The 25,875-nt window shown below is 32.7% G+C and carries 25 protein-coding genes; 18 read left to right on the top strand and 7 right to left on the bottom strand.

Annotated features, from left to right (window positions below; translation table 11 throughout):
* Positions 1–63: 63 nt before the first annotated feature.
* The 7 genes from AAYQ19_RS12095 (at position 64) to AAYQ19_RS12065 (ending at position 8,170) form a co-directional block, all read left to right on the top strand.
* Positions 64–678: a transposase gene (locus tag AAYQ19_RS12095; RefSeq protein WP_343536564.1), complete on the top strand. Its 615-nt coding sequence runs from the start codon at positions 64–66 to the stop codon at positions 676–678.
* A gap of 144 nt (positions 679–822) precedes the next feature.
* Positions 823–2,502, top strand: coding sequence for a DUF6909 family protein (locus tag AAYQ19_RS12090; RefSeq protein WP_343536563.1), 1,680 nt, complete (start codon positions 823–825; stop codon positions 2,500–2,502).
* Between the two features lie 7 nt (positions 2,503–2,509).
* Complete coding sequence (locus AAYQ19_RS12085; RefSeq protein WP_343536561.1) at positions 2,510–3,487, top strand: hypothetical protein; 978 nt, start codon at positions 2,510–2,512, stop codon at positions 3,485–3,487.
* 4 nt (positions 3,488–3,491) lie between these two features.
* On the top strand, positions 3,492–4,796 hold the full coding sequence (locus tag AAYQ19_RS12080) for an MATE family efflux transporter (protein WP_343536560.1): 1,305 nt from the start codon (positions 3,492–3,494) through the stop codon (positions 4,794–4,796).
* Positions 4,797–4,806: 10 nt separating this feature from the next.
* Complete coding sequence (locus AAYQ19_RS12075; protein WP_343536559.1) at positions 4,807–5,826, top strand: glycosyltransferase family 2 protein; 1,020 nt, start codon at positions 4,807–4,809, stop codon at positions 5,824–5,826.
* Between the two features lie 3 nt (positions 5,827–5,829).
* Entirely contained in the window at positions 5,830–6,894 is a 1,065-nt protein-coding gene (locus AAYQ19_RS12070; RefSeq protein ID WP_343536557.1) for a hypothetical protein, read from the top strand.
* 109 nt (positions 6,895–7,003) lie between these two features.
* A complete protein-coding gene (locus AAYQ19_RS12065) occupies positions 7,004–8,170 on the top strand; it encodes an O-antigen ligase family protein (RefSeq protein ID WP_343536556.1) in 1,167 nt (388 codons plus the stop codon).
* On the opposite strand, the gene AAYQ19_RS12060 is transcribed toward AAYQ19_RS12065, so the two are convergent.
* A complete protein-coding gene (locus AAYQ19_RS12060) occupies positions 8,139–9,215 on the bottom strand; it encodes a glycosyltransferase (protein WP_343536555.1) in 1,077 nt (358 codons plus the stop codon). The genes AAYQ19_RS12065 and AAYQ19_RS12060 overlap by 32 nt on opposite strands.
* Before the next feature lie 184 nt (positions 9,216–9,399).
* Between AAYQ19_RS12060 and AAYQ19_RS12055 the strand changes: the two genes are divergently transcribed.
* Positions 9,400–10,383: a UDP-glucuronic acid decarboxylase family protein gene (locus AAYQ19_RS12055; RefSeq protein WP_066033174.1), complete on the top strand. Its 984-nt coding sequence runs from the start codon at positions 9,400–9,402 to the stop codon at positions 10,381–10,383.
* Between the two features lie 73 nt (positions 10,384–10,456).
* Positions 10,457–11,224 (top strand): glycosyltransferase family 2 protein, encoded by a 768-nt coding sequence (locus AAYQ19_RS12050; protein WP_343536550.1) that lies wholly within the window; start codon positions 10,457–10,459, stop codon positions 11,222–11,224.
* Between the two features lie 193 nt (positions 11,225–11,417).
* Here the strand turns inward: AAYQ19_RS12050 and AAYQ19_RS12045 are convergent, their stop codons facing one another.
* Both AAYQ19_RS12045 and AAYQ19_RS12040 read right to left on the bottom strand, forming a co-directional pair.
* Positions 11,418–11,939: an ORF6N domain-containing protein gene (locus tag AAYQ19_RS12045; protein ID WP_343536549.1), complete on the bottom strand. Its 522-nt coding sequence runs from the start codon at positions 11,937–11,939 to the stop codon at positions 11,418–11,420.
* Positions 11,940–11,979: 40 nt separating this feature from the next.
* Complete coding sequence (locus tag AAYQ19_RS12040; RefSeq protein ID WP_343536548.1) at positions 11,980–13,290, bottom strand: phenylacetate--CoA ligase family protein; 1,311 nt, start codon at positions 13,288–13,290, stop codon at positions 11,980–11,982.
* A 136-nt stretch (positions 13,291–13,426) separates the two neighbouring features.
* Between AAYQ19_RS12040 and purD the strand changes: the two genes are divergently transcribed.
* Positions 13,427–14,701: a phosphoribosylamine--glycine ligase gene (purD, locus tag AAYQ19_RS12035; RefSeq protein WP_343536546.1), complete on the top strand. Its 1,275-nt coding sequence runs from the start codon at positions 13,427–13,429 to the stop codon at positions 14,699–14,701.
* Positions 14,702–14,743: 42 nt separating this feature from the next.
* Here purD and AAYQ19_RS12030 read toward each other — a convergent pair whose 3' ends face one another.
* Positions 14,744–14,974: a DUF6341 family protein gene (locus AAYQ19_RS12030; protein WP_343536544.1), complete on the bottom strand. Its 231-nt coding sequence runs from the start codon at positions 14,972–14,974 to the stop codon at positions 14,744–14,746.
* A gap of 141 nt (positions 14,975–15,115) precedes the next feature.
* Between AAYQ19_RS12030 and AAYQ19_RS12025 the strand changes: the two genes are divergently transcribed.
* A complete protein-coding gene (locus AAYQ19_RS12025; RefSeq protein ID WP_343536542.1) occupies positions 15,116–16,045 on the top strand; it encodes a DUF6427 family protein in 930 nt (309 codons plus the stop codon).
* Here AAYQ19_RS12025 and upp read toward each other — a convergent pair.
* Positions 16,040–16,693: a uracil phosphoribosyltransferase gene (upp, locus tag AAYQ19_RS12020; RefSeq protein WP_343536540.1), complete on the bottom strand. Its 654-nt coding sequence runs from the start codon at positions 16,691–16,693 to the stop codon at positions 16,040–16,042. The genes AAYQ19_RS12025 and upp overlap by 6 nt on opposite strands.
* 111 nt (positions 16,694–16,804) lie before the next feature.
* On the opposite strand from upp, the gene AAYQ19_RS12015 reads away from it, so the two are divergent.
* Positions 16,805–17,410, top strand: a complete 606-nt coding sequence (locus AAYQ19_RS12015; RefSeq protein ID WP_343536538.1) for a DUF4254 domain-containing protein — start codon at positions 16,805–16,807, stop codon at positions 17,408–17,410.
* 40 nt (positions 17,411–17,450) lie between these two features.
* Entirely contained in the window at positions 17,451–18,449 is a 999-nt protein-coding gene (locus tag AAYQ19_RS12010) for a glycosyltransferase family 9 protein (RefSeq protein ID WP_343536536.1), read from the top strand.
* On the opposite strand, the gene AAYQ19_RS12005 is transcribed toward AAYQ19_RS12010, so the two are convergent.
* Together AAYQ19_RS12005 and AAYQ19_RS12000 are read right to left on the bottom strand one after the other, a co-directional pair.
* Positions 18,446–18,859: a hypothetical protein gene (locus AAYQ19_RS12005; protein ID WP_343536534.1), complete on the bottom strand. Its 414-nt coding sequence runs from the start codon at positions 18,857–18,859 to the stop codon at positions 18,446–18,448. The two genes, AAYQ19_RS12010 and AAYQ19_RS12005, sit on opposite strands and share 4 nt — an antisense overlap.
* A gap of 256 nt (positions 18,860–19,115) precedes the next feature.
* Positions 19,116–20,168 (bottom strand): 2Fe-2S iron-sulfur cluster-binding protein, encoded by a 1,053-nt coding sequence (locus AAYQ19_RS12000; protein ID WP_343536532.1) that lies wholly within the window; start codon positions 20,166–20,168, stop codon positions 19,116–19,118.
* Between the two features lie 126 nt (positions 20,169–20,294).
* Here AAYQ19_RS12000 and AAYQ19_RS11995 point away from each other — a divergent pair, with 126 nt between their 5' ends.
* The 5 genes from AAYQ19_RS11995 (at position 20,295) to AAYQ19_RS11975 (ending at position 25,825) form a co-directional block, all read left to right on the top strand.
* The gene (locus tag AAYQ19_RS11995) at positions 20,295–21,755 is read left to right on the top strand and encodes a DUF5687 family protein (RefSeq protein ID WP_343536531.1); all 1,461 of its coding nucleotides are present in this window, start codon (positions 20,295–20,297) and stop codon (positions 21,753–21,755) included.
* Positions 21,756–21,829: 74 nt separating this feature from the next.
* The gene (locus tag AAYQ19_RS11990) at positions 21,830–22,525 is read left to right on the top strand and encodes an ABC transporter ATP-binding protein (RefSeq protein WP_343536529.1); all 696 of its coding nucleotides are present in this window, start codon (positions 21,830–21,832) and stop codon (positions 22,523–22,525) included.
* An 87-nt stretch (positions 22,526–22,612) separates the two neighbouring features.
* Positions 22,613–25,216: a type IX secretion system periplasmic lipoprotein PorW/SprE gene (porW, locus tag AAYQ19_RS11985; RefSeq protein WP_445709693.1), complete on the top strand. Its 2,604-nt coding sequence runs from the start codon at positions 22,613–22,615 to the stop codon at positions 25,214–25,216.
* A 5-nt stretch (positions 25,217–25,221) separates the two neighbouring features.
* Positions 25,222–25,617, top strand: coding sequence for a bactofilin family protein (locus AAYQ19_RS11980; protein WP_343536526.1), 396 nt, complete (start codon positions 25,222–25,224; stop codon positions 25,615–25,617).
* Positions 25,598–25,825 carry an AtpZ/AtpI family protein gene (locus tag AAYQ19_RS11975; protein ID WP_343536525.1) on the top strand — a complete coding sequence of 76 codons (228 nt, stop codon included), beginning with the start codon at positions 25,598–25,600 and terminating at the stop codon, positions 25,823–25,825. Before AAYQ19_RS11980 ends, AAYQ19_RS11975 begins: the two co-directional genes overlap by 20 nt.
* Positions 25,826–25,875: the final 50 nt, after the last annotated feature.

Raw genomic sequence — 25,875 nt, 5'->3', positions numbered from 1 at the left:
ATTTCCGAGATTAAACAGTTATTTATCCATACGAATTAGAATGGATAAGTAAATGAAAATTAAATGAGTCAAGGAAAATTTCAAAATAAATACCGTATTTCTTCAATAAGAGCGCAATGGTGGGATTATGGTTGGAACGGAGCCTATTTTATAACCATTTGTACTCAAGACAGAGAACATTATTTTGGAGAAATCCAAAACGGTAAAATGATTTTGTCAGAGGCAGGCATAATTGCCGATTTATTGTGGCATCAAATTCCAATGCATCATAAAAACATTGAATTAGGCGATTTTGTGGTCATGCCAAATCATATTCACGGAATTTTGATTATTGATAAACAGAATAATATTGATTTGGATAACAGGAATAATACCAATATTGTTGTACAGACAGGGCATACCCTGTCTCAACGATCTCAATCGCCTCAACAGTCTAAACCCAAACCGCCAGGTTCGCAACGATTTCAAAACATTGGAAAAAATACCATTTCCTCTGTAGTTGGATCCTATAAATCTGCTGTAACAAAACACGCTAACAGACTAGGATATCCATATCAATGGCAAAAATTATTTTACGACAATATCATTAGAAGCAATAATGACTATCAAAGAATTTCTGATTATATTGTTTCAAATCCAGAAAATTGGGGAAAAGATAAATTTAAAAATAGCAGATAAATCAAAATAATTTTTCATTGGTTATGGTGCAGATTCAGGGCATGCCCTGAATCAACAAACGTTACACAAACAGTGAGAAATAACGCGAAAAGATTCATAGTTAAAAGGCAAAATCCTTACATTTGAATTTATAAATAGAATAGAATGAAAGAAACCAAACATATATCAAGATCAAGAGCGCAGGAATCATCTGCAGCTATCGAAAAAATGTACATTACAATGCGTCATTTATTTAACCGTGGTTTTTACAAACCAATGGGAGTTTCTGGCGATAGTTTAAGAGAGTCATTATTGGCATTACGTCCAGAAATCTACGGAAATATTGCCGAAGAAAAAGTAGAATTAAACGGACTTTTATACGTTATTGAACGTCTACCAATCGGAATTGAGCAATGTCGATTTATCAATTTAACTTCTGATGAAGGCTATTCAAAATCTCATTTCCAGCCGATTGTTCCTCCAAAAAGAAGAAGAAATTGTTACCGAATTGACGAAGAACAAATGAACGTAGAAATCACGCGCGGACGCTCGGATATTTACGATATTTTGACGCATTTGACTTTCATTTTCATTGAATCTCATAAAATCAAAAACCGCGTTTTAATTGATGACGGCGGTGAAGTTTCACGCGATTGGCTGAAATTGGAACAAGCAGTAATGCAAACCAAAAAATTGACGCAGATTGAAAAAGAAAAAGCAATTTCGCACGTAGCGAATATCTTGGCTAGAACATTTGAAGAAGTTTTGGATATTTATGATGCATTTGGTTCAGAAAATGCACCAGATCGTTTCTTGCACGTTATCTATTGGTTAGGAAAATTGGCAATTGAAGAAATTGTTGAGAATAATAAACGTACAATTACCTTCAGTCCGGTTTTGCGTGAGCGTTTAGGACACCATATTCACGGAGAAATTTGGGCGACAAACATCAAAGAAGTTTTAAAAACAAATGACCTTTTGAAACGTCCAATTCACGTAATTAGTGCCAATATGCACAGTGTGATGAACTCGATTTTTGCGACGCCTTTATTAACGCCAAAATATAAAGGCAAAACGGATTTCTTTATTTATGAAGAATTAAGCGGTTCGGGTTCAAAAGAAATAAGAGGACAAGTTGAAGAATTGGCGTTGAAAAACGGAATGATTTCGTTACCAGATTGCTCAGGAACAAATATTGACGTTCAGATTTTTGATACAGCAAAAATTGACTGGTCAAAAACAGCATTTTCAAACGCAAATGTTGGCGAAGAAAAACCAGTCATTATCGTAATGGATTATGCGTTTGGAGAACAGGCGTATGAAACGATAGACGAGCTTTTGAAACCATTTAAAAAAGAAACTTTGCTGAATGTAAAATCGGTTTCGATTATGGGTAAAGCTGGAATTCTGGAAGGCGGAAAAGGCGATATCATGATTCCGACAGCGCATATCAACGAAGGAACTGCTGATAATTATTTCTTCGAAAATGAGCTTACGGGCGAAATGTTTAAAGGAAATGATATCGATATTTACGAAGGGGCGATGGTTACCGTTTTAGGGACATCTTTGCAAAACAGAGATTTGCTGAAATTTTTCCACGAATCAACTTGGGGCGTAATTGGTCTGGAAATGGAAGGATCTTACTACCAGAAAGCGATTCAGTCGGCATCAAAAATTAGAAAAAGCGTGCCACACGACATTAAAGTTCGTTATGCGTATTATGCATCAGATAATCCTTTGGAAACCGGAAGTACGCTGGCTTCAGGCGGATTGGGAACAACTGGTGTAAAACCAACATATTTGATTACAATTAAAATTTTGGAACAAATTTTCAACGTAAAATAAATTATAAATGAGTACAAAAGTACCCCAAAATCAGGATCAGGAAATCGATATTTTTCAGCTTTCAAAAAGCATTGGAGGTTTTTTTGATCGTTTGAATAGATTCATTTTTAGAGCTATTCAATTTTTTATCCGGAATTGGATTGCGGTTCTGATTTTGTTTGTACTTGGAGTTGCGCTTGGATTCTATTTGGATTCAAACAAAAAATCATTTCAAAATCAGATTGTGGTTACGCCAAATTTTGAAAGTGTTGATTATTTGTATGCCAAAATCGATTTGATTGAAGCCAAAATTATTTCTGGAGACGCAGATTTTCTGAAAAATACCGTTGGAATTCAGCATCCAGAATACATCCGAAAAATTGAAATCAAGCCCGTTGCAGATGTTTATAAATTTATCGAAGACAAGGAGCAAAACCTGGAATTGATCAAATTAATGGCTGAGGTAGGTGAGATCAAAAAGGTTTTAGAAGATAATGTAACGAGCAAAAATTACACATATCACACTATTTCTTTTATTTCATCTGAGCCGGCAACCGAAAAAGAAGTTGTCGAACCACTTTTAAATTATCTGAATAATTCCGCTTATTATAATGATATTCAAAAAATTGGATATAAAAACCTAGAAAAAGAAATAGCTCAAAATGATACGATAATTTCGCAGATTGATCAAGTTTTAAGCAGTCTTTCGGGCGGTGCAAAAAGCGATAAATTGGTTTACAATAATGAAAATTTACAGCTAAACGACATTATAAAAACCAAACAAAAACTAGTTACTGAACAAGGAAAAAACCGATTCAGGCTAATCACTTTTGATAAAACGATCAAAGAAATCAACTCTACGTTGAACATCAATGAAAATAAAACGGTGAACGGAAATCTGAAAATCATTTTGCCGTTTGTTTTTATTTTTCTTTTTGTTTTGGTGAGTCTGTTTTTCAAATTTTACCGTAAACAGCTTGCTCTTTCAAAGGCAAATCAACTTTAATAAATTGAAAGCCAATTCACTTTTTGAGAGATTTTCACAAAATCCGTTTTTAAAACAAAGCTTCGGTACCTTGTTTTTAAGGATTTTTGGAGTCCTTTTATTGTTTGGTTTTACTGTTTTCCTTACCAAATCTTATAGTCCAAAATTAGTAGGTCAGTATGATTTTGCACGTTCCTTTCTTATTGCCGTCGGAAGTATTTGTTTATTAGGTTTCGATCAGTCGATTTTGTATTTCAAAGGGCGATTGGCAAGCCTTGACGCGATTGAAGAACTAAAGAAAATATATTTCAAAATGGTTGCAATGCTTTTTGCAACGTCAATTATTGCATTGCTCGTTATTTTGATTATTGACGAAAAAATCATCAACAATTATTTTGGAGATTCTGAAGTGTATTCGATTTTTTTAAAAGGCTCGTTGACACTGTTTTTCTATGGATTATCGACTTTGAATACAGAAGTTATCAGAGCTTTGGACAAACTTTATATTGCAGAATTATTTCGAAATATCGTCAAATATATTCCGCTCATAATTGGTTCTGTTGCGTTGTTTTATTGGCACAGAGAAACCTATTTGGTTGATGTTTTTTTGCTTGGATTTGTGTTTTTGGCGGTAATCAGTTCGATATTCGTTTTTTATTATTTCAGTAAAACAGTTTTGATAGAAAGAGATGCCATTTTTTCACATAAAGAAATCTTCGTGAAATCATATCCAATCGCGATTAGCGGTATGGCTATTTTTTTATTGATGTGTTTTGACATTATGTTTCTGAAAAAATACAGAAATGACGAAACTGTAGCTTTTTATTCCGTTGGAGTGAAATTAATGACGATTATTTCGGTAGTGATTTTGACAATCAATATTACGGTTTCGGCTAAAATTTCGGAATATTTTGCAAGCGGAAATAGAGCCGAATTAATCAAAATCGTAAGAAACTGTTCTCGATTAATCTTCGGAATAACATTTCCGGTAATTCTCTTAATCAGCATTTTTTCAGAATATATTTTATCCTTTTTCGGGCCTCAATATATTGTGGCAAAAGAAGCGTTTCTAATATTAGTGATTGGCCAAGGAATTTGCTCGGCATTTGGTTCGGCGCCAATTTATTTGAATATGACTGGAAGGCAACACACTTTTCAAGTAATTTTGATTATTACCGTAATTTTAAATTTTGTTTTAAACCGATTTTTAATTCCGCAATACGGAATGATCGGAGGGGCAACTGCGTTTGTTTCAAGCTCGTTTTTCTGGAATTTTGCTGTTGCGGTTTTCATTTACAAAAAAGATAAAATAAAGGTATTTTTGAATTAATAGTAAGGAAATGAACATTCAAAAAGAGCATCAACTTTTTAGCATAATTATACCTGTTTACAACGTTGAGGATTATTTGCCACAATGTTTGGACAGTATTTTGTGCCAAAGTTTTTCTGATTTTGAATTGATTTTAGTCAACGATGGTTCTACAGATTCTTCATTGAAAATATGTCAAAAATACCAAGCTGATTTTTCTCAGATAAAAATTATCGACAAAAAAAATGGCGGTTTGTCCGATGCCAGAAATGTAGGGCTATTATCGGCAAAAGGCGATTATATTATTTTTACCGACAGTGATGATTATTGGCAGGGAAAACAAGTTTTAGAAGATTTAGGACAAGTAATTTCTCAGACAAATCCTGATGTAATCATACACGAAGAAAGCCGATTTTTCTCAGAAAATGATGTTTTATGTAAATACAATCAAAGATTCATAAATAACAAAAATGGGAAATTTGAAGATGAGATTCTAAATTTGGTTTATTATGATTTATATGTTGCATCGGCTTGGGATAAAGTTATTAAAAGATCAATTTTGATTGATCATCAGCTGTTTTTTCCCATCGGAAGAAAATCAGAAGATATTGAATGGTGTGGGAAATTGATACATTATTTGAAGACTTTCAGCATTTATTCCAAATCATTTTATATTTACCGCCAAGTCCGAAAAGGTTCAATTACGACAACCGTGAGCGCAAAACATATCGAAGATGTTTATGATATGGTAAAAGAGGGTTTGGGCTCAGAAAAAATGAAATCTGAAATTTTAAGCAAAGCAATCGAAAATTATTGGGCTTGCAATTATGTCGTAATTTTAAAAGACTTTTATGTTTTGTCGGCCAAAACGCGAAATGAAATTTGGAATAATTTAGTTTCGTGGAAATACTTGCTTCAAAAAGGGCGAAATTTAAAAGTGGACAAAGTCATGAAATTTTACTCGTTTTTGAACTTCAAAGCGTTGATTTTCTTTTTAAACGGTTATCGAGTAAAAACAATTTGGTTTAAAAAATACAGAACACTGAAATAGATTATGCAGGTTTTAATTAAAAAAAGTACAGCAGCATTTTTGCTTATTGCGGCAGCTAATTTAGTTGTGGCATTTTTGTCTTATTTTATTCTGCCTCCAAAATTTTTCTACGATACTGCCATTATTATTTACGATAAGTACAATGAAATTGGGTATTTAGGAAGTTATCCGCTTACGATTTTGTTTTATAAAATTATTGGTTTTAGGCATCTTCCTTTTCCCATAATTGCGTTGATTCAATTTCCAATTTTAATCTATATTTTATACAAAATCGGCATTCCGGATAATTTTGAAAAACTGAATATTAAGAATATTTTAGTGTATTTGGGCATTTTTATGATTGCGATTTTTATCTCAATGCCGTCAAAAGAATTTATAACGTACTTATTTATCGCGGTAATTGTTTTATTGTGCCGAAACGAGCGATTTTCGTTCCGAAAAACAATTCTGATAGCCTCAGTGCTTTTGGTTGTTTTTGGTGCTTTATATCGTCCTTATTTTGCTTTGATTCCTGTTGTTGGTGGCGGAATGTATGCAGTGAGTTTCATCAATTTTAAAAACAAAACAGTAAGTACCATTTTTTACGGTTTGCTGATTGCGGTTTTTTTATCACTGAGTTATGGCGTCGTAAAAGGAAAATATTTTTCTGAAATAAGTAGAGAAGTGGTAAACAGCTCAAGAATGGTTTCTGGAGATGCCAATTCCATGATTACTTCGCCAGTAAAAACAGATACTTGGTACGGAGAAACAATCGGGATTTTTTATGGATTTTTTACTGTAAATCTACCATTGAATGGGTTAAAACACATTCTTTCTCCTCAAATCATTGTTTTTGTAATTTGGCAGCTTTTGGTGTTTTATATTTTGCTAGTCCGATTTTCTAAATGTTTGATAGCAAGAAAAAAGTATCGTTATGAACTTTTGATTATGTTCATTTTGTTTTCTTTTTTTATTCTCCAGGGCGTTTTTGAACCAGACTTAGGTTCATCGATCCGGCACAAAATTGGGATTTTTCCTTTAATCTATTTCGCACTTTATTATGACCATTTCCGAAAAGAACTTCAATAAAATATTTCACTTATTCTTGTGTGTAATGGCGATTGCAATGATTTTCAGGAAACCCTGTTCATTGCTGATTGTTTTCTTTGCAGTGTTTAGTTTGATGTTTGCCAAAAAATTGAAATATTCTAAAAAACAATTCGTTTTAATTGCTTGTATTGCCTCGCCAGTTTTACTGGAATTACTGCTTTTTTGGAATAATGATTCATTTCTTTTAGGATTGAAGGCGATTGAAAAAAGGACATCATTGCTAGTTTTTCCATTGTTTATTATTGGAAACTATCAACGCGTAGATTTCTTTAAAATAGTTCGGACATATGTCGTTTCGACAACGGCGTTAATGATTTTTTTCTTGATTCGCTTTGTCATTCTTTTTCCGGATTTAATAGATAAATATCTCAATCGAATTGATTTGTGGGAAATGGGATATCAATTTGCAGACAGCATTGGAATTCATGCGCCAGAATTGAATATGCATTTGGCTTTTGTTTCAGTTTGTGCGCTGTATTTTGTTTTCGATAATTTTAAAAATCAGCAAAAAACAGGATTCAAAATTTTGAGTATTTTGGTTTTCCTGTTGTCTTTTTTCTTTGTGCTTTTGGTAAATACCAGAATGGCTTTGATAAATGTTTTAATCGGATTTATGATTGTTTTCTTTTACGAAATCCGATCCAAATTTAATCCGAAGAAGATTCTTTTAACGGGCTTTTCTGTTGTTGTTTTATTGGGAGGAATTCTGTTTTTATTCATTCAGAAGAATCCATATATGAAAGAAAAATATTCCTCGGTAACTTTTGCTTATATGGACAAAGTTGGAAAACTAGACGAAATTGATCATCCCGAAATAAAAGTATTTAATTCGTTGGTAACGAGAGTTTCTATCTGGAAATCGGCTTGGGAATTATCAGTAAAAAATCTTCCTTTTGGAGTTGGAGCCGCAGATGGAAAACCGGAATTATTTAAATATTACCGAGATACAAATCAGCATTTTTTGGCGAAATATGAGTTCCCCACGCACAATCAGTTTTTGGATTTTCTGCTGAAATTTGGAATCCTCGGACCTTTGGTCGTAGTGCTTTATATTTTTACAATTGGCTATTTAGGTTATGATCTAAAAAATGCGATAATAGTTTCTTTTTTTCTCATTTTTTTCACCTCAAATTTAACCGATGATCTTTTGCTCAGCTTTGACGGAATTGCCTTCAGCGGTATTTGGTCCTCTATTTTTGCGAGTTATTGGTTGCAGCAGAAAGTTACTCTTGATAAAGTGCCAAAAGCTGTTTAAAATTTTGATTTTTATCGAATAATTGCCGGCATCTTGATAATGCATTTTCACCAAATTTTGCTCTAGTTTCGGTATCTTTTAAAATTTCGAAGAAAGCATCTAATTCGGTTATTTCCTTAAAAAGAAACCCTGTACTGTTGTGAAGAACAGCATCTTTGTTCCCGATAATATTAGTAGCAATAACAGGTTTTTGCAATGCCATAGCCTCAAGAACAGCAATTGGCAAACCTTCCCAAAGGGAAACTTGCATATAAATATCAATATTGTTGAGCTCTTTTAAAACTGTTTTTCGGTCTAAAATCCAGCCTGTAATTCGGATGTTTGGTGCTGTAATTAAAGGTCGTAATTCGCCGTCGCCAATCCACACAAAATTAAAATCTGGAAATTTTAACGCAATTTGATTGAACATTTCAGGATTTCTGGCAGCGGTAATTCTGGCCATAATGCCAATTGTTAGTTTTTCGTTTTGATGAGGTGTGTAATGTTCTTGAACATTTGCAATATCAATACCGTTTCGGACTAATTTTGCAGGCCCTAATTTTTGAGCAATTTTTTCCTCGGTGTCGCCGCAAGCGACAATTGTTCCACCAAAAAAACGCTGGAAACCTTTTTCAATTGTCCAATAAAATGTTCGGAAAGTGCTTGAAATATCAGTTCTTAAAAATGAATATCCGTGAGGCGTGTAAAAGAGTTTTTTCTTCTTAAATAGAAAAAAATAAGCCACTCGGCCCAAAACTCCTGCTTTTGAAGAATGCAGGTGAATAATATCTGGATTTAATTTTTTAAGCTCTTTTGTTAATTGATAAGCCGATTTTATGTCTTGAAATGGAGATAACTCCCGAACCATATTGACCTGGATCAGTTTAACACCATCTGAAAATTCAGATTTGATTTTTTGAGCATCTATTTCTTTTCGATTACCGCTATAAATAATAGTGGTTTCTACGTTTTTGTTTATTTCATCATCTCCAAAGAAAGTCGATAAATCTCTAAAATAAGTATAAACGCCACCACCGAGCGCCTCAATTACATGTACAACTTTCAAAATATTGGATTTATTTTCGAGGTAAAAATAGAGAAATGAGTTTAATATTTATCTCAAAGGTAAAACTTCTTTTTAAGATATGGTTTCAAGGGTCATTTGAAAGGACAGATATTTTAGTACATTTGTGCGTGTATCTTGGGTTTTATTATTGAATGAAATCCGAAAATGTTCAATTAAAACAATTATGAAAAGAATACTTATTACCGGAGCTGCAGGATTTTTAGGATCGCATTTGTGTGACCGATTCATTAAAGAAGGCTATTTTGTTATTGGAATGGATAACCTGATTACTGGAGATCTCAAAAATATTGAACATTTATTTAAGTTAGAAAACTTCGAATTCTATCACCACGATATCACGAAGTTTGTTCATGTTCCAGGTGATTTAGATTATATTTTGCATTTTGCGTCGCCAGCAAGCCCGATTGATTATTTGAAAATTCCTATACAGACTTTAAAAGTTGGATCTTTAGGAACGCATAATTTATTGGGACTAGCAAGAGTTAAAAAAGCAAGAATTTTGATTGCATCGACTTCTGAAGTTTATGGAGATCCTTTAGTTCATCCGCAAACAGAAGAGTACTACGGAAACGTAAATACAATTGGTCCACGTGGTGTTTATGACGAAGCAAAACGCTTTCAGGAATCAATCACTATGGCGTATCATACTTTTCACGGCGTAGAAACCAGAATTGTGCGTATTTTTAATACGTATGGGCCAAGAATGCGATTAAATGACGGGCGTGTAATCCCGGCGTTTATTGGACAAGCGCTACGTGGAGAAGATTTGACAATTTTTGGAGACGGAATGCAAACGCGTTCTTTCTGTTATGTTGATGACCAGGTTGAAGGTATTTACAGATTATTACATTCTGATTATGTGTATCCGGTAAATATTGGAAATCCTGATGAAATAACAATTAAAGATTTTGCTGAAGAAATCATAAAACTGACAGGAACAAATCAGAAAGTAGTTTATCATCCACTGCCAATAAATGATCCTTTGCAACGTCAGCCAGATACTACAAAAGCAAAAGAATTACTTGGCTGGGAAGCAAAAGTAAGCCGTGCAGAAGGAATGAAAATCACTTATGAATATTTCAAATCATTATCTCCGGAAGAACTTGCCAAAGAAGAACATAAAGACTTTTCTAGTTATATAAAATAAAATTTCAGACAGCTCGAATTTTAAATTGAATTCGGGCTGTTTTTTTAATAAATCCCAAAAACAATTAGTATAAATGAGCGAATTAGTTTCTATTATTGTACCCACATATAATACTGAAAAGTTCATTAGACAAACAATCGAATCAGTTCAAAATCAAACCTACAGTAATTGGGAAATGATTTTGGCGGATGATGCTTCTACAGACAAAACGGTTGTTATAATTGAAGAATTTGCGCAAAAAGACAGCCGAATAAAACTCTTCAAATTACCAGAAAATAAAGGAAATGGTTTTGCTAGAAATACTGCTTTAGAAAAAGCCACAGGAAAATACATTGCCTATTTAGACGCCGACGATTTATGGTTTCCAGAGAAATTAGAAAAACAGATTCAGTTTTTAAAAGCAAATAATTTACACTTCACTTTTAGTTTTTACGATTCTATTGATGAAGAAGGAAATGATTTAAATAGAAGAGTCGAATCACCAAATCCGCTGACTTATAAAGAATTGTTTTTCTGCAATTATGTAGGCAATTTGACAGCGATTTATGATGCTGATTATTTTGGAAAAATCATTTTGGAAACGTCTCAAAAACGTCAGGATTGGAGAATTTGGCTTACGATTTTAAAACAAATTAAAATAGCTAAACCAGTTCCAGAACCTTTGGCTTTTTACAGAATTAGAAAAGATTCTGTTTCTTCTTCAAAATTCAAATTAATCAAACACAACTTTGGAGTTTATCGAGAATTCCACGGGTATAATTTTGTGTTTTCTGTTTTGTTGATGATTCGGTTTTTATATACTCAGCTGATTGTAAAAAAACAATACATAAAGAAGATTTAAAAAATGGAGGTCGCAATTTGCGACCTCCATTTTTTTGTCCTATAAAATATTTTAAGACTAAATAGTAAACTTGAAGTCACAATTTGTGATATCAAGTTTTTTAAAGTCACAATTTCTTCCAGGATGTTGATTAAAATTGGAAGTCACAAATTGTGACCTCCAATTTAAGGTCGCAAATTGCGACCTTAAAGAATTACTTTTTATATCCAATTTTTACTCTTTCTTCTTCATTTTCTTTTTTCTCAGTTAATTCATCTAAATAAGAAAAAACCAATTCTATATTTTTATCATGATTTTCTAACTTCTTCTGAATATGAAGAATATCAACCTTAATTTCAGTTGTATCCAAAAGCATTTGTCTCACTTTCGTGAAAATCCTCATGATTTGAATATTGGTTTGGATTGCCTTGTCGCTTTTTAATACGCTTGAAAGCATTAGAATTCCATGTTCTGTAAATGCAAATGGTAATGTTCTGCTTCCTCCCCAACTTGAAGTCGCAATTTGCGACTTCAAGTTTTCGAATTCATTTTCTTCAAGTTGAAACATAAAATCCTGAGGAAATCTCGATAAATTCCTTTTAACTTGCTCATTTAGTCTTTTAGTTTCTACATTATAAAGTGTTGCCAAATCAAATGCTAGCATCACTTTTTGTCCGCGAATAAAATATATTTTATTAGAAATTGTTTCTTCAGAAAGAAGAGAATGATCGTCCATAAGTTTTTAAATAAAAAACAAATGTAAGATTTTATTTATATTATAAATAAGATTTAAATTGTTTTAGCTTGCCGCGATTGGTTCTTTCTAAAACTGTTTTTCGGGCAAAACTGAAATTTAGATTGGGTTCTAAGTACAGATCAATTGCTTGTTTTATTTTTTCGATTTGTTCTGAAGCTAATTCATTTTCAGATACATATTCAATTTCGAAAGTATCTAATTTGATTTGTTTGATAATGAATTCTTTCACGTTTCCATCATCTTCAATAATGCTTTTGGTAACATAATAAAACGTCAAACCTGGAGATTTTTTGCCACTTGGTAAAATCGCAACATCATTTGTTCTTCCAATAAGTTTTTTTAGAATTGGTTTTTGAGGCGTGCTTTTTTCATCCAAAATTCCAATGTCGCCAATTTCATATCGAATGAAGGGATTTGCTTTGTTGAATAAAGACGTAATTACAATTTTTCCTTCTGTTCCATGTGGAACAGAATTATTGTTTTCGTCTAAAATTTCGACAAATAAAGTTTCAGCATTTACTTGCCATTCCCCTTGAGGGTTTTCAAAAGCAATCAAATCTAATTCAGATGCGCCATATTCGCTGATAATTGGAATTCCGAATTGTTTTTCCAACAATTTTTTATCCGATTCAAAAAGCATTTCCGAAGTAACAAAACAAGCTTTTAATGTTGGGCAAATCTCTTTTAAAATAATATTTTTTTGTTCCAAATATTTGGCAAACAAAACAATAGAACTGGTATATCCGTTGAGGTAATCGAATTTTTTGGTTTTGAATTTCTGTAGAAATTTTTCCAAAACGTCATCAGATAAATCAAAGACCGGGAAGCGAAAACGATGCGTCAAAAAATCCTTGAAACGCTCTTTTTGATAGCCAATAAAATCCATTGGAATTCCGTAAAAACGGGCTTGATATGAATGATTAAAATCAATTCCAAACCAACCAAAACGCATAATATTAGATGCCCAAGTCAAAGCATGCGAATATTTGTCTTTAGCAAAAACAAAAGGAGTTCCGCTAGATCCAGAAGTTTTGTTGAGGTAAACGGACTTTTTGGGATAACCTTTTGAAAGCCTTTCTTCCAGCGGTTTTTGTAAATTCTGTTTGTTTAAAATTGGAAGATTTTCCCAATTTTCAGCAGTTGAATTTCCGGCCAATTCCTTGTAAAAAGAGTTGTTTTTTAAATGAAAATCAACAATTTCTGCTTTTTTAGTTTCGAGAAACGAAGCAAATTCTTCTTCAGAAAAATGAACAATTTTATCCAATTCGGCTTTGGCTTTCTTTATTGGAAAACCATTTAATTGAAGCGAAATATCAAAAAGGCGAATCATTTTTCAGAATAATTTTTCGTCAAAAATAAGGTTTAGGAATTAGTAACAGTGCAGAACCAACAACTTTTTAAAGATTTAATTATTTTTTACGTGCAAAAGCAAGTATTTTTGCACCACAACTAAATACAACAACACCATGACAATTTTATTATTGGGATCAGGCGGAAGAGAGCATGCATTTGCATGGAAAATGACACAGAGTCCGCTTTGCGAAAAACTTTTTGTAGTACCTGGAAATGCAGGAACTGCTGCAATTGCTGAAAACATTGCAATTTCTGCTACAGACTTTGAAGCAGTAAAAGCATTAGTGCTTAAAGAAAATATAAGTTTAGTAGTCGTAGGACCAGAAGATCCGTTAGTAAAAGGTATTTACGATTTTTTCAAAAACGACGAAAGTTTAAAAAATATTCCAGTTATTGGACCATCGCAATTAGGTGCGCAATTAGAAGGAAGTAAAGAATTTGCGAAAGAATTCTTGATGAAACACAATATTCCAACTGCAGCTTACGATAGTTTTACTGCTGAAACAGTTGAAAAAGGATGTGAGTTTCTAGAAACTTTGCAACCGCCATATGTTCTAAAAGCAGACGGTTTAGCAGCTGGAAAAGGAGTTTTGATTATTCAGGATCTTGAAGAAGCAAAAACGGAACTAAGAAACATGTTGGTTCATGCAAAATTCGGTACAGCAAGTTCAAAAGTTGTTATTGAAGAATTCTTGGACGGAATCGAATTAAGCTGTTTCGTTTTGACTGACGGAAAAAGCTATAAAATTCTTCCAACGGCAAAAGATTACAAAAGAATTGGAGAAGGAGATACAGGTTTAAACACAGGTGGAATGGGAGCAGTTTCTCCAGTTCCTTATGTGGATGCGGTTTTAATGGAAAAAATTGAAACTCGTATCGTAAAACCAACTATCGAAGGTTTCCAAAAAGACGGAATCGAATACAAAGGTTTTGTTTTCATTGGATTGATCAATGTTAAGAACGAACCAATCGTAATTGAATACAACGTAAGAATGGGAGATCCCGAAACTGAAGTTGTAGTTCCAAGATTGAAATCAGATTTAGTTGAATTGTTCTTATCTGTTGCAGATCAGAAATTAGGAGACTTTAATTTAGAAGTTGATCCAAGAAGTGCAACAACTGTAATGGTTGTTTCTGGCGGATATCCGGAGGATTTCGAAAAAGGAAAAGTAATTTCTGGATTAGAAAATGTTACAGATTCTATAGTTTTTCACGCAGGAACAAAATTAGATGGCGAAAATGTCGTTACTAATGGAGGACGTGTAATTGCGGTGACATCATATGGAGATAATTTCCAAGAGGCCATAAAAAAATCTTACCAAAACATAGATAAACTAAGCTTTGATAAGATGTATTTTAGAAAAGATATCGGTTTCGATTTAATCTAAAAATAAATTCACCAGCCCTTTTTAGTTAAAGGGTTTGGTTTTTTATTTTAAAAATGAGTGAGCCGTTGTATCTTGGTTTTCTGTTCCAGCATCATCAAAAATGCGTAATTGTTTAATCCAATAAACGATTGCACATGCACAGATGGCCATGAAAATCCAGTTAATAGTGTTTGCACCAACCCATGTAATTAATTCCAAATGACGTAAAAAATCAAGAGGAGCAAACAAAATGTTAACGAATAGGTATTGAATTCCTTCAAAAAAAGCTGTCATAATTTTAAAAATTATATGTTATTTATTGTTGTGTAATGCTTTGAAGACAAAATTCGATTAATCGAATCTTTTTTCAACTTGTTCGGTTTTTCATTTTAAACAAGTATTATCTTTACAATCACAAAAGTATAAAATATCCTTATGATAACAAGTGTTTTTAAAAAATCTACACCATTAAATTATTCTTTGGTTGTAATTTTAATACTGGTTTTCTTTTTTCTGTTTCAAATTCAAGAACCATCTTGGATAACAGCTCCTTTTTTAGCATTTCAAAAAGTGAGTTTGTTGTGCTTTATTTTGGCTTCTTTTTTCCTTGTTAATTTCATCGTAAAAAAGAACGGGCTCAGTAAAGACAATGGATATTCGATATTTTTCTATTTACTTTTTATATTATTTTTCCCCACCATATTTAACGATTCGAATGTTATTTATGCCAATTTCTTTTTATTGCTGGCACTTCGAAGATTAATTTCATTGCAGTCATTAAAATCTTCAAAAGAAAAAATATTTGATGCTTCTTTTTGGATTTTAGTAGCTTCGTTATTTCAATTTTGGTGTATTCTGTTCCTGATTTTAGTTTTTATATCAATTATTTTTCACGTTTCGCGCGATTATCGCAACTGGGTTTTGCCATTTGTGGCACTTTTGGCAGTTTCATTAATCTTTTTATTGGTGTCACTTTTATTCCATTTTGACGCCATTGCATTTTTCGAAAAAAGAGCTGTAATCGATTTGAATATCGACTATTTTAAAAATAATTACGAAAACGGAGCACTTTCAATTTATGTTGCAGTCGCACTTTTCTTTGTAGTTTCAATGTTGATGACATTGTCAAACAGACCACAAATTGTACATTCTTCCTATAAAAAAGTAGTAGCTTGTTTTTTCATCGCGGCCTTCGTTTTTATTCTTTCACCAAATAAAAGCAATGATTTGTTGCTGTTTAGTATTACGCCTTTAACCATTATGGCATCGAGCCACGTAGAATATATGCAGCAAAAATTAAACAACGAAATTGTGTTTTATGTGCTTATTTGCTGCAGCTTATTTACTTTTTTCTCTCAACTATAATTTGCTTCCGTAAGCAAGATCGCCGGCGTCGCCAAGTCCTGGCACAATGTAGTTTTTTTCATTAAGTTTTTCATCTAGAGATGCCACCCATAAATGGCAATTTTCAGGAAGATTTTTTTCTAAATGGGCAATTCCTTCTGGCGCTGCAATGACTACAACAATATGAAATTCTGTTGGAGTAGCATTTTCCATCAGTTTTTTATGAACGGCTACAATTGATTGTCCTGTTGCTAACATTGGGTCTAGCAATAAAACCGTTTTATTATTCAAATTTGAAATGGCTTGATATTCAACTAAAATTTCAAATTCATCATCGCCATTTGGATGAAATCTGCAGGCGGAAACAAAACTGTTTTCGGCATGATCAAAGTAATTCAAAAAGCCATTGTGAAGCGGTAATCCCGCTCTCAGAATCGGACATAAAACCAAATCGGTTTCAATTTCAGTCGTTTTTTTAATTCCAAGTGGTGTTTGAATATCGACACTTTTGTATGGCAAAGTTTTGCTCAATTCATACGCCATAATTTCGCCAATCCGTTCAATATTTCTTCTAAAACGCATGCTGTCGTTTTGAACATTTACATTTCTTATTTGGCCTAAAAAATGATTCAGAACGCTGTTGTTTTCAGATATATAATGAATTTTCATATTTAAATTTTAAAGGAATTGATTGTTTTTAAGACAAAAATGAAAAAATAATGGATTTTTTCACACTATAAAAGTATAAAAAGTATCTTTGTGTCTCTAATAATTAAAGACATGTTTTCAAAATTAGCATATTCGGTATTCGAACAAAGCATTAAGGATTATCATCAATTTGATAATGTTGATCAGCCTATCAACAATCCTTACCCAAAGGATAAATTTGAACATTTACTATATCTAAAAAACTGGATTGACACTGTTCAATGGCATTTTGAAGATATTATTCGTGATCCACAAATTGATCCGGTTGCGGCATTAATTTTAAAAAGAAGAATTGATGCTTCAAATCAGGAAAGAACTGATATGGTGGAATATATTGACAGCTACTTTTTGCAAAAATACAGCTCAGTACAAGCAAAAGACGGAGCAAAAATCAACTCTGAAAGTCCAGCTTGGGCATTTGACAGATTGTCAATTTTAGCTTTAAAAATTTATCACATGCACGAAGAAGCTACACGTGCTGAAGCTTCTCAAGAGCACAGAGATAAATGTCAAGAGAAGTTAAATGTACTATTGGAACAAAGAACAGATTTATCTACAGCAATTGAAGAATTATTGACAGATATCGAAAACGGAGACAAATTCATGAAAGTGTACAAACAAATGAAAATGTACAATGATGATGAATTGAATCCAGTTTTGTATCAAAATAAAAAATAATTTGGCCGACTTGTCTACCAAAATTAAACACATAGCCGTCATGAGACTATCCGCAATGGGAGATGTCGCCATGACGGTTCCTGTTTTACGAGCTTTTGTAAAACAATATCCAACGGTAAAATTGACCGTTATTTCACGACCTTTTTTCAAGCCTTTTTTTGACGGAATCCCAAATGTGGAATTTTTTGCTTTTGATGAAAAAGAAAGACACAAAGGCTTTCCTGGACTTTTGAGATTGTTTAAAGATGTGCAACAATTGAAGATTGATGCTTTTGCAGATCTTCATAATGTTTTGAGATCTAAAGTTGTGAGTTTGCTTTTCGCTTTAAGCGGAAAAAAAAGAGCAACGGTTGATAAAGGCAGAGAAGGAAAAAAAGAATTGACTCGTGCAGAAAATAAGGTTTTCAAACAGTTGCCAAGTATGTTTGAACGACACGCAAAAGTGTTTGAAGAACTTGGTTTTCCTGTAGATTTATCAAATCCTGAATTTCCTAAAAAAGCAGTTTTAAGCGCAGAAATCACCGATTTAATTGGCGAGAATTACCAAAAATTAATTGGAATTGCACCTTTTGCTCAGTACGATTCTAAAGTTTATCCTTTGGATTTAATGCAAGAAGTAATTGCAAAATTGGCTGAAAATAAAGACCAAACGATTTTGCTTTTTGGAGGCGGAAAAAAGGAAATTGAAATTTTAGATTCGCTTTCTGAGCCTTTTAAAAATGTAATAAATGTAGCTGGAAAAATAAAGTTTCAGCAGGAATTAAAATTGATAAGTAATTTAGATGTAATGCTTTCTATGGATTCTGGAAATGCACATATTGCAGCCATGCTCGGCGTGAAAGTGGTTACGCTTTGGGGCGCGACACATCCTTACGCAGGATTTTTGCCATTTAATCAGACGTTAGAAAACGCTTTAACTTCAGATCGTGATCAGTATCCAAAATTGCCAACATCGGTTTATGGAAATAAAATAGTTGAAGGATATGAAGATGCAATGCGCACAATCTCTCCAAAGAAAGTGGTCAAAAAATTGAATTAGGCGTATAATCCATTTAAATCATGGATAAAATACCCAATTGTTTTCTTTTTGTTTCGATCGGCGACAATTACAACAAAATGATTTTCTTTCTCTGTAGATAGCAAAATGTGCTCAAAATCTTCGGTTGAGTTTCTGTATACTTTATGTACCAATTCAGATTCCTTAATTTTATTTGAAAGTATTTTAGCCATTTTTAATTTGCTGATATACGGCCAGATATTAAACATGCTTTTGTCAGAAATGGCTATTTCAGTCATTTTGCCATGAGTTGTTTCGGCCAATTTTTCTTGGGTTAGTAATTTTGGTCCTTTTTTGCTTCGGTGTTTTTTAATTATAAAGTAAACACAAAAAAAGGCTGTTACTACAAAAAGTGCTATAAATGATAAACGAAGGATGTGATGTATTGTCATGATATTTAATTTTTAAATGTTGACAAATTTGATCTTACTCTGTAAATCCCTAAAAAGACGACGAGATTGCGATTACTTTCATTTCCCTACTAATATACTAAAAATTCGGCAATTTTTTAAATAAAAATTTGTTTTTATTGTAATCCTAATTTTAACAGAAATTTCCTTGGTGGAGAAATTTTACTAATAAAAAAAATCCCAAATTCCAACTTTTATAATTGGAATTTGGGATTTTAAATATTTGAAATTTCAACGATTAAACATCATCGTAATCAACATAAATTGTTTCTGATGTTGGATGCGCTTGACAAGTTAAAATCAAGCCTTCAGCGATTTCGCTATCCGTTAAAATTGAATTTTTTGTCATTTCTGCGCTTCCTGATGTCACACGTCCTAAACAGCTGCTGCAAATACCGCCTTGACAAGAATAAGGAGCGTCAACACCTTGTTTTAAAGCAGCATCAAGAATCGTTTGTTTTTTAGACATTTCAAAAGTAACTTCTTCATCATCAACTAAAACCGTGATTTTGGTATGTCCTTCTTGAGAACCTTGAATTTCGTGTTCTTGAGCAGAAGATGTAAAAAGCTCAAATTTGATAGCTGATTCTTTTACATTTTTTTCTTTTAAAATACCCGAAACTGTATTGATCATTTCTTCTGGTCCGCACAAGAAAAACTTGTCAAATTGAAGTTCTTTATGTTTGTTGTTCAACACAAAATTAACCGCTGATTTGTCGATTCTTCCAAACAAAGCATTTTCTGCTTTAGCTTGACTAAATACGTAATGCACGAAGAAACGGCCAACATACTGCAATTGTAAGTCGTGAAGTTCTTGATGAAAGATAGTTGCTTCAGGAGTTTTATTTCCATAAACCAATACAAATGAGCTTTTTGGCTCACTTTTTAAAACTGATTTTATAATTGAAATTACAGGAGTGATACCACTTCCAGCAGCAAACGCTACGTAATTTTTTTGTTTTTCAGCATCTGGTTCAAGTGTAAATTTTCCTTCTGGATGACCTACCTCTAGAACATCGCCAGCTTTTAAAGTTGTATTAGCAAACTGAGAAAAAAGACCATTTTTTACTGCTTTTACTGCAATTCGCAATTCACCGCTTTCTGGCGCTGAGCAAATGGAGTAAGCACGTCTTATTTCTTGATTATCAAGTGTTAATTTTAAATTTATGTATTGTCCAGCTATGTATTTGTAGTCTGGCTTTAGTTCTTCAGGAACATTAAAAAGTACCGAAACTGCATCTGCTGTCTCGCGTTTTACCTCTTTAATTATAAGTTTTAAGAATGAAGGCATGGTTATTTTTTTTTTGCAAAAGTAGCAAGAACTAAGTAATTGACACTTACTAAAATATTTTTTTTAACTTTTTTTGTAACGTTTTCCTACATTTGGTCTCTTACTGAAAAACTAAAACAAATAACCATGATAAAAAAGTTTATTTACCTTGAATGGAAAGCCTTTGTCAGATCAGCCTCGTTTGGAGCAAATTTGGCCATGAAAATTTTAATCGGTTTTTTGATGGTGTACTTTTCAGTACTTTTTGTTGCAATGGGAGTGGGCGCATTTTATGTGCTTAAAAAAATGAACCTGGAGCCTTTAATCACCATTAACAAATTCTTGATTTATTATTTTTTGTTTGATCTTATAATTCGTTTGTTGATGCAAGCAATTCCGGTTCTCAATATTAAACCGTTATTAGTTTTGCCTTTCAAAAAGCCTACGATTGTTCATTTCTCTTTAGGAAAAACAGCATTATCATTTTTTAACTGGGTTCATGCATTATTTTTTGTGCCTTTTTCAGTTGTGTTGTTTATTGAAGGATATGACGTTTTCGGAATTATATTTTGGCTTTTGGCTATTTTTTCTTTAATCTATATCAACAATTTTTTAAACATCATTTTAAGCAATATCGATAAATTATTTGTTGTTTTCATTGGGTTGGCTTTAGCATTGGGAGCAGCGCAATATTACAAACTTTTCGATATCACGTTTTTCACAACACCTTTTTTTCAAGGGCTTTATGATATAAAAGGATTGTTTTTGATCCCAATTTTATTCTTAATCGGATTGTATGCATTTACATTTAAGTATTTCAAAAACAATTTATATCTAGATGCGGGACTTTCTAAAAAAGAAGACATTGCGACTACCGAAAATTATTATTGGTTGAATCAATTTGGAACTTTGGGAACGTTTCTTAAAAATGACATCAAATTGATCAAAAGAAACAAAAGATCAAAAACAACCCTTATTATGAGTTTCTTCTTTTTGTTTTACGGATTGATCTTTTTTGGAAACACACATCAGCCGGCGGTTATGTACATTTTTGCAGGAATATTTGTTTCAGGTGGCTTTTTATTTGTCTTTGGTCAGTTTGTACCGAGTTGGGACAGTTCGTATTATCAATTGATGATGACACAAAATATTCCGTACCGAAATTATATTACATCAAAATGGTGGCTTGTTGTTATTGCGACTTTTATTTCAACAATTTTGGCTTCATTTTATCTTTTTTACGGTTGGCAGGTTTATTTGACCATTGTGGTCGGCGCCATTTATAACATTGGAGTAAATTCTCATCTGGTTCTTTTGGGAGGAGCATTTACCAAAACGCCAATCGATTTGAGTAATGCCGGCGGTGCTTTTGGAGATAAAAAAGCATTCAATGTAAATGCAATGCTTTTGACTTTGCCAAAATTATTGCTGCCTTTAGGATTATACGGAATCGGACTTTATTTGGGTGATAAAACGCTTGGTCTAATGTTGGTTGCAGGAGCTGGAATTTTGGGATTTGTATTTAGAAACAAAGTTTTTTCAATCATTGAAAAAAGATACAAAATCGAAAAATACAGTACAATCAGCGCTTACAAACAAAAGAATTAATTAGATAATTAGTCATTGAGCCAATTAGAAAATTATTCTAAAATATAAAATCAACAATCTAAAATCAAATAACCATGATACAAGTAAATCAACTTTCAAAAAAATATAACGGCACAACAGTTTTAAATATCGAAAATCTTGAAATTCCAAAAGGACAAAGTTTTGGGCTTGTTGGAAATAACGGCGCAGGAAAAACAACTTTTTTCAGTCTGCTTCTAGATCTTATTCATCCATCGACTGGAAATATAAAAACAAATGATATTCAAGTAAATACCAGCGAAAACTGGAAATCTTTCACAGGATCTTTTTTAGATGAAAGTTTTCTTATTGGCTATTTGACGCCTGAAGAATATTTTTATTTCATTGGTGATTTACGTCATCAGAATAAAGCCGATATTGATGCGCTTTTGGCAAAACATGAAGAATTTTTTAATGGTGAAATTTTAAAAAACAAAAAATATCTTCGTGATTTATCAAAAGGAAATCAGAAAAAAGTAGGGATTATTGCAACGCTTATTGGAAATCCGGAAGTGATAATTCTAGATGAGCCTTTTGCAAATTTAGATCCTACTACCGTAAGCCGTTTGAAAAAAATCATCAAAGAATTAGCCGATGATCCGAATGTAACTGTTTTGGTTTCAAGCCATGATTTGCAACACACCGTTGAAGTTTGTGACCGAATTGTTGCGCTTAATAAAGGTGAGATTGTAAAGGATATTCAAACTTCTAAGGAAACCTTGCAGGAGCTGGAATCGTTTTTTGCAGTTTAAGTTTCTATATTTCAAAAAGAAGCGTAATTTTACAAGTCATTATACTAAAAGTGCTTTTTATAAGTTAATGCTTTAAAATTGATTCTATTGAAAAAGAATACTCTTAAATATAGTTTTTTTCTCACTTTTGCATTGCTTTTGATAGCGTGTTCCACAAAGAATAACACCTTTGTGAATAGAAATTCGCATGCTTTAAGTACCAAATACAATATTTTGTATAATGGGGAAATTGCCCTTGAAAAAGGACTTAAATCTATTCAGGCCAATAACCAAGATAATTTTTGGAAAACACTGCCAATCGAAAAAATGCAATTTGATGAAAATTTTTCGGAAGGAGAAAAGGCAAAAAATCCCGATTTTGAATTAGCAGAAACAAAAGCAACAAAAGCCATTCAGAAACACTCCATGAATATTGGAGGAAGAGAACGAAATTATCAGATAGATGAAGCTTATTTAATGCTGGGAAAAGCGAGATATTATGATCAGCGTTTTATTCCTGCAATAGAGGCATTCAATTATATTCTGTACAAATACCCAAACAGCAGCAATATTTACACGGCAAAAATCTGGCGCGAGAAAACCAATATGCGTTTAGGAAATGATGCAATTGTGATTAAAAATATAAATCTGTTATTAAAGAAAACAGATTTGAATAAGCAGACTTTTTCTGATGCAAATGCACTTTTGGCTGAGGCTTTTTTAAACACAGAACAAAAAGATAGTGCAGTAGCCAAATTGAAAATTGCAGAAAAATTTACCAAAATAAACGAAGACCGAGCACGTTACCGTTTTATTTTGGGGCAATTATATCAAGAGGCCGGAAAAAGAGACAGCGCAGTTTACTTTTATAACGGCGTAATCGATATGAATCGAAAAGCCGATCGTAAATACATGATGCATGCTTATGCAAGAAAAGCACAGATGTTCGATTATGAAAAAGACGATCATGATATGTTTATTGAAACCTATAATAGATTAGTCGAAGATCGAGAAAACAGACCTTATTATGATATTCTGTTTTATGAAATGGGAGTGTTTTTTGATAAGAATAACGAGCAGAAAGATGCTTTGGAATTTTACAATCACTCCTTAGCCAGAAAATCGAAAGATCCATATCTTGTTGCTTCAACCTATCGAAATATTGGAAACATGTATTTTAGAAATACAGATTATACCATGGCTGCGAAATATTATGACAGTACTTTGGTGAAACTTAATCCAAAAACAAGAGAGTTTGCTTTTATTGAAAAAAACAGAAAAAATCTAGATAATGTAATCAAATACGAAGCAATTGCAAAACGCAATGACAGTATTATCAAGGTTTACAATTTGCCAGTAGAAGAACGTAAATTGTATTTTGAAATTTATATCGCAGAGTTAAAAAAGAATGATGATGCGAAACGACTTCAAGAAGAAAAAGAAAAAGAAAAACAGGCAAACATTCAACGCAATACAAATGCAAACAATGGATCAGCTGCAATGAATCCGCCTAATAAAATGGATTTAGCTGCTGGAGCATTTAATCCCCCATCTGGAAATGATGGTGGAAGCACTTTTTATTTTTACAATCCAACAACGGTTGCTTATGGAAAAGTGCAATTCAGAAAAATGTGGGGGAATCGTGCTATAGATGGAAACTGGAGATTAGGGTCGGCAAAATCCTTTGTTAATACTCCTATAAAAGATTCACTAAATATCAATCAAGATTCTATAAATGCATTACAGCAGGTAATTCCGGAAAAATACACTACAGCATTTTATGAAAAACAGGTTCCTACAAGTCCTGTTGTTATGGACAGTATTGGCAAAGAGCGAAATTTTGCTTATTATCAACTAGGACTTATTTATAAAGAAAAATTCAAAGAATATAAATTAGCGAGCGATAAACTAGAGCAATTATTGCAAAACAATCCAGAGGAAAAACTGGTTTTGCCATCTATGTATAATTTGTATAAAATTTATCAAATAACAGATCCGGCTAAAGCGGAACGAATAAAGTCAGAGATAACAACCAAATATTCGGGTTCGAGATATGCGCAGATTTTAAACAATACAAATTCTGAAGACTTAGCTTCTGCTGACAAGGAATACAATAAATGGTATAAATTGTATGAAGAAGAGCAATTTGTTGAAGTTTTAAATAATATCGATAATCTTATCAACCAGTATTCTGGCGAAGATATTGTTTCTAAGTTTGAATTGCTGAAAGCAAATACTTTGGCAAAAGTAGAAGGCTTGGCGGCATACAAAAAAGGACTTGAAAACGTTGCAGATAATTATCCAAATAGTGAAGAAGGAAAAAGTGCCCGCGAAATTTTGGAAAAAGAAATCCCGACTTTAGAAAAACTTGATTTTACGGCAGTTGACGGCAAGAATTGGAAAATTTTATATGCAGTTCAAAACAATGACAGTAAAACGGTTAAGAAAATCGAAGAAGCAATTAAAGTATATATGTTAGTCGAAAATTATGAAAGATTAACAACTTCATTTGACAAATACAATAAAAACGAAAGTTTTGTAGTTATTCATGGTTTAAAATCAGAGGCGTATGCCAGAGATGTTTCAGGAGTTTTGAGAGAGGATAAAAAATATAAAATCTCGAATATGCCAATTATTATTTCAAGTGATAATTATAAGGTAATTCAAATCAAAAAAAATCTTGACACTTATTTAGCCCCAAAAACCCCATAAAAGCCATGTTTGAAAAAGTCAAAAAAAGCAGCACAGAGAATTTAGGAAAAACCAACAGAATTGTGGAAGGAACTTCTATTGTTGGAGATATTGTTTCAAAAGCTGATTTTAGACTGGATGGCGAACTGATTGGAAATTTTACTTCGCAAGGAAAATTGGTTATCGGTGCTTCAGGAATTATTAAAGGTGAAATTATTTGCCACAATGCCGATATCGAAGGAGAATTTCAAGGGAAATTAAAAGTTTTAGAAGTTCTTAATATTAAAGGAACGGCACGTATTCATGGAGAAATCGCCGTTGGTAAATTATCGATAGAACCAGGAGCTGAGTTTACCGCTTCCTGTACAATGTTAAATTCGAATCCGGTTATACTTTTAGAAGATGGAAAAGGAACCGAATAATAATAGGAGAAATAAATGGATAGCGCTGATTAATATTCCGATACAAATGGGCGCTATAATCTTTTTGTTTTCTTACTTAGGGACCTGGCTTGATGAAAATCATCCGAGCCCTAAAGTTTATTATCACAAGATTTTGATTATGGTTGGTGTGGCCATAGCATTATATAATGTATTTCGTCAGGTTAACGAAATCAATAAAACAAAATAATGAAAGCTTAAAAGCGGCTAAATAATTGCATCTTTGCAAAAAAAAATACA

This window comes from Flavobacterium mesophilum (assembly GCF_039581405.1).
GTDB lineage: Bacteria > Bacteroidota > Bacteroidia > Flavobacteriales > Flavobacteriaceae > Flavobacterium.
Note: the sequence above shows the minus strand (reverse complement) of the source record. Positions and strands in the feature narration are given on the sequence as shown.

Excerpts from the sequence above, each read along its gene's own strand:
- AAYQ19_RS12040 (WP_343536548.1), bottom strand. The coding sequence starts at position 13,290 with ATGATTCGCCTTTTTGATATTTCGCTTCAATTAAATGGTTTTCCAATA.
- AAYQ19_RS12010 (WP_343536536.1), top strand. The coding sequence starts at position 17,451 with ATGAGACTATCCGCAATGGGAGATGTCGCCATGACGGTTCCTGTTTTA.
- AAYQ19_RS11975 (WP_343536525.1), top strand. The coding sequence starts at position 25,598 with ATGGAAAAGGAACCGAATAATAATAGGAGAAATAAATGGATAGCGCTG.
- AAYQ19_RS12015 (WP_343536538.1), top strand. The coding sequence starts at position 16,805 with ATGTTTTCAAAATTAGCATATTCGGTATTCGAACAAAGCATTAAGGAT.
- AAYQ19_RS12005 (WP_343536534.1), bottom strand. The coding sequence starts at position 18,859 with ATGACAATACATCACATCCTTCGTTTATCATTTATAGCACTTTTTGTA.
- AAYQ19_RS12045 (WP_343536549.1), bottom strand. The coding sequence starts at position 11,939 with ATGGACGATCATTCTCTTCTTTCTGAAGAAACAATTTCTAATAAAATA.
- AAYQ19_RS11980 (WP_343536526.1), top strand. The coding sequence starts at position 25,222 with ATGTTTGAAAAAGTCAAAAAAAGCAGCACAGAGAATTTAGGAAAAACC.
- AAYQ19_RS12070 (WP_343536557.1), top strand. The coding sequence starts at position 5,830 with ATGCAGGTTTTAATTAAAAAAAGTACAGCAGCATTTTTGCTTATTGCG.
- AAYQ19_RS12000 (WP_343536532.1), bottom strand. The coding sequence starts at position 20,168 with ATGCCTTCATTCTTAAAACTTATAATTAAAGAGGTAAAACGCGAGACA.
- AAYQ19_RS12025 (WP_343536542.1), top strand. The coding sequence starts at position 15,116 with ATGATAACAAGTGTTTTTAAAAAATCTACACCATTAAATTATTCTTTG.
- upp (WP_343536540.1), bottom strand. The coding sequence starts at position 16,693 with ATGAAAATTCATTATATATCTGAAAACAACAGCGTTCTGAATCATTTT.
- AAYQ19_RS12050 (WP_343536550.1), top strand. The coding sequence starts at position 10,457 with ATGAGCGAATTAGTTTCTATTATTGTACCCACATATAATACTGAAAAG.
- AAYQ19_RS11995 (WP_343536531.1), top strand. The coding sequence starts at position 20,295 with ATGATAAAAAAGTTTATTTACCTTGAATGGAAAGCCTTTGTCAGATCA.
- AAYQ19_RS11990 (WP_343536529.1), top strand. The coding sequence starts at position 21,830 with ATGATACAAGTAAATCAACTTTCAAAAAAATATAACGGCACAACAGTT.
- AAYQ19_RS12055 (WP_066033174.1), top strand. The coding sequence starts at position 9,400 with ATGAAAAGAATACTTATTACCGGAGCTGCAGGATTTTTAGGATCGCAT.
- purD (WP_343536546.1), top strand. The coding sequence starts at position 13,427 with ATGACAATTTTATTATTGGGATCAGGCGGAAGAGAGCATGCATTTGCA.
- AAYQ19_RS12030 (WP_343536544.1), bottom strand. The coding sequence starts at position 14,974 with ATGACAGCTTTTTTTGAAGGAATTCAATACCTATTCGTTAACATTTTG.
- AAYQ19_RS12085 (WP_343536561.1), top strand. The coding sequence starts at position 2,510 with ATGAGTACAAAAGTACCCCAAAATCAGGATCAGGAAATCGATATTTTT.
- AAYQ19_RS12075 (WP_343536559.1), top strand. The coding sequence starts at position 4,807 with ATGAACATTCAAAAAGAGCATCAACTTTTTAGCATAATTATACCTGTT.
- AAYQ19_RS12095 (WP_343536564.1), top strand. The coding sequence starts at position 64 with ATGAGTCAAGGAAAATTTCAAAATAAATACCGTATTTCTTCAATAAGA.
- AAYQ19_RS12090 (WP_343536563.1), top strand. The coding sequence starts at position 823 with ATGAAAGAAACCAAACATATATCAAGATCAAGAGCGCAGGAATCATCT.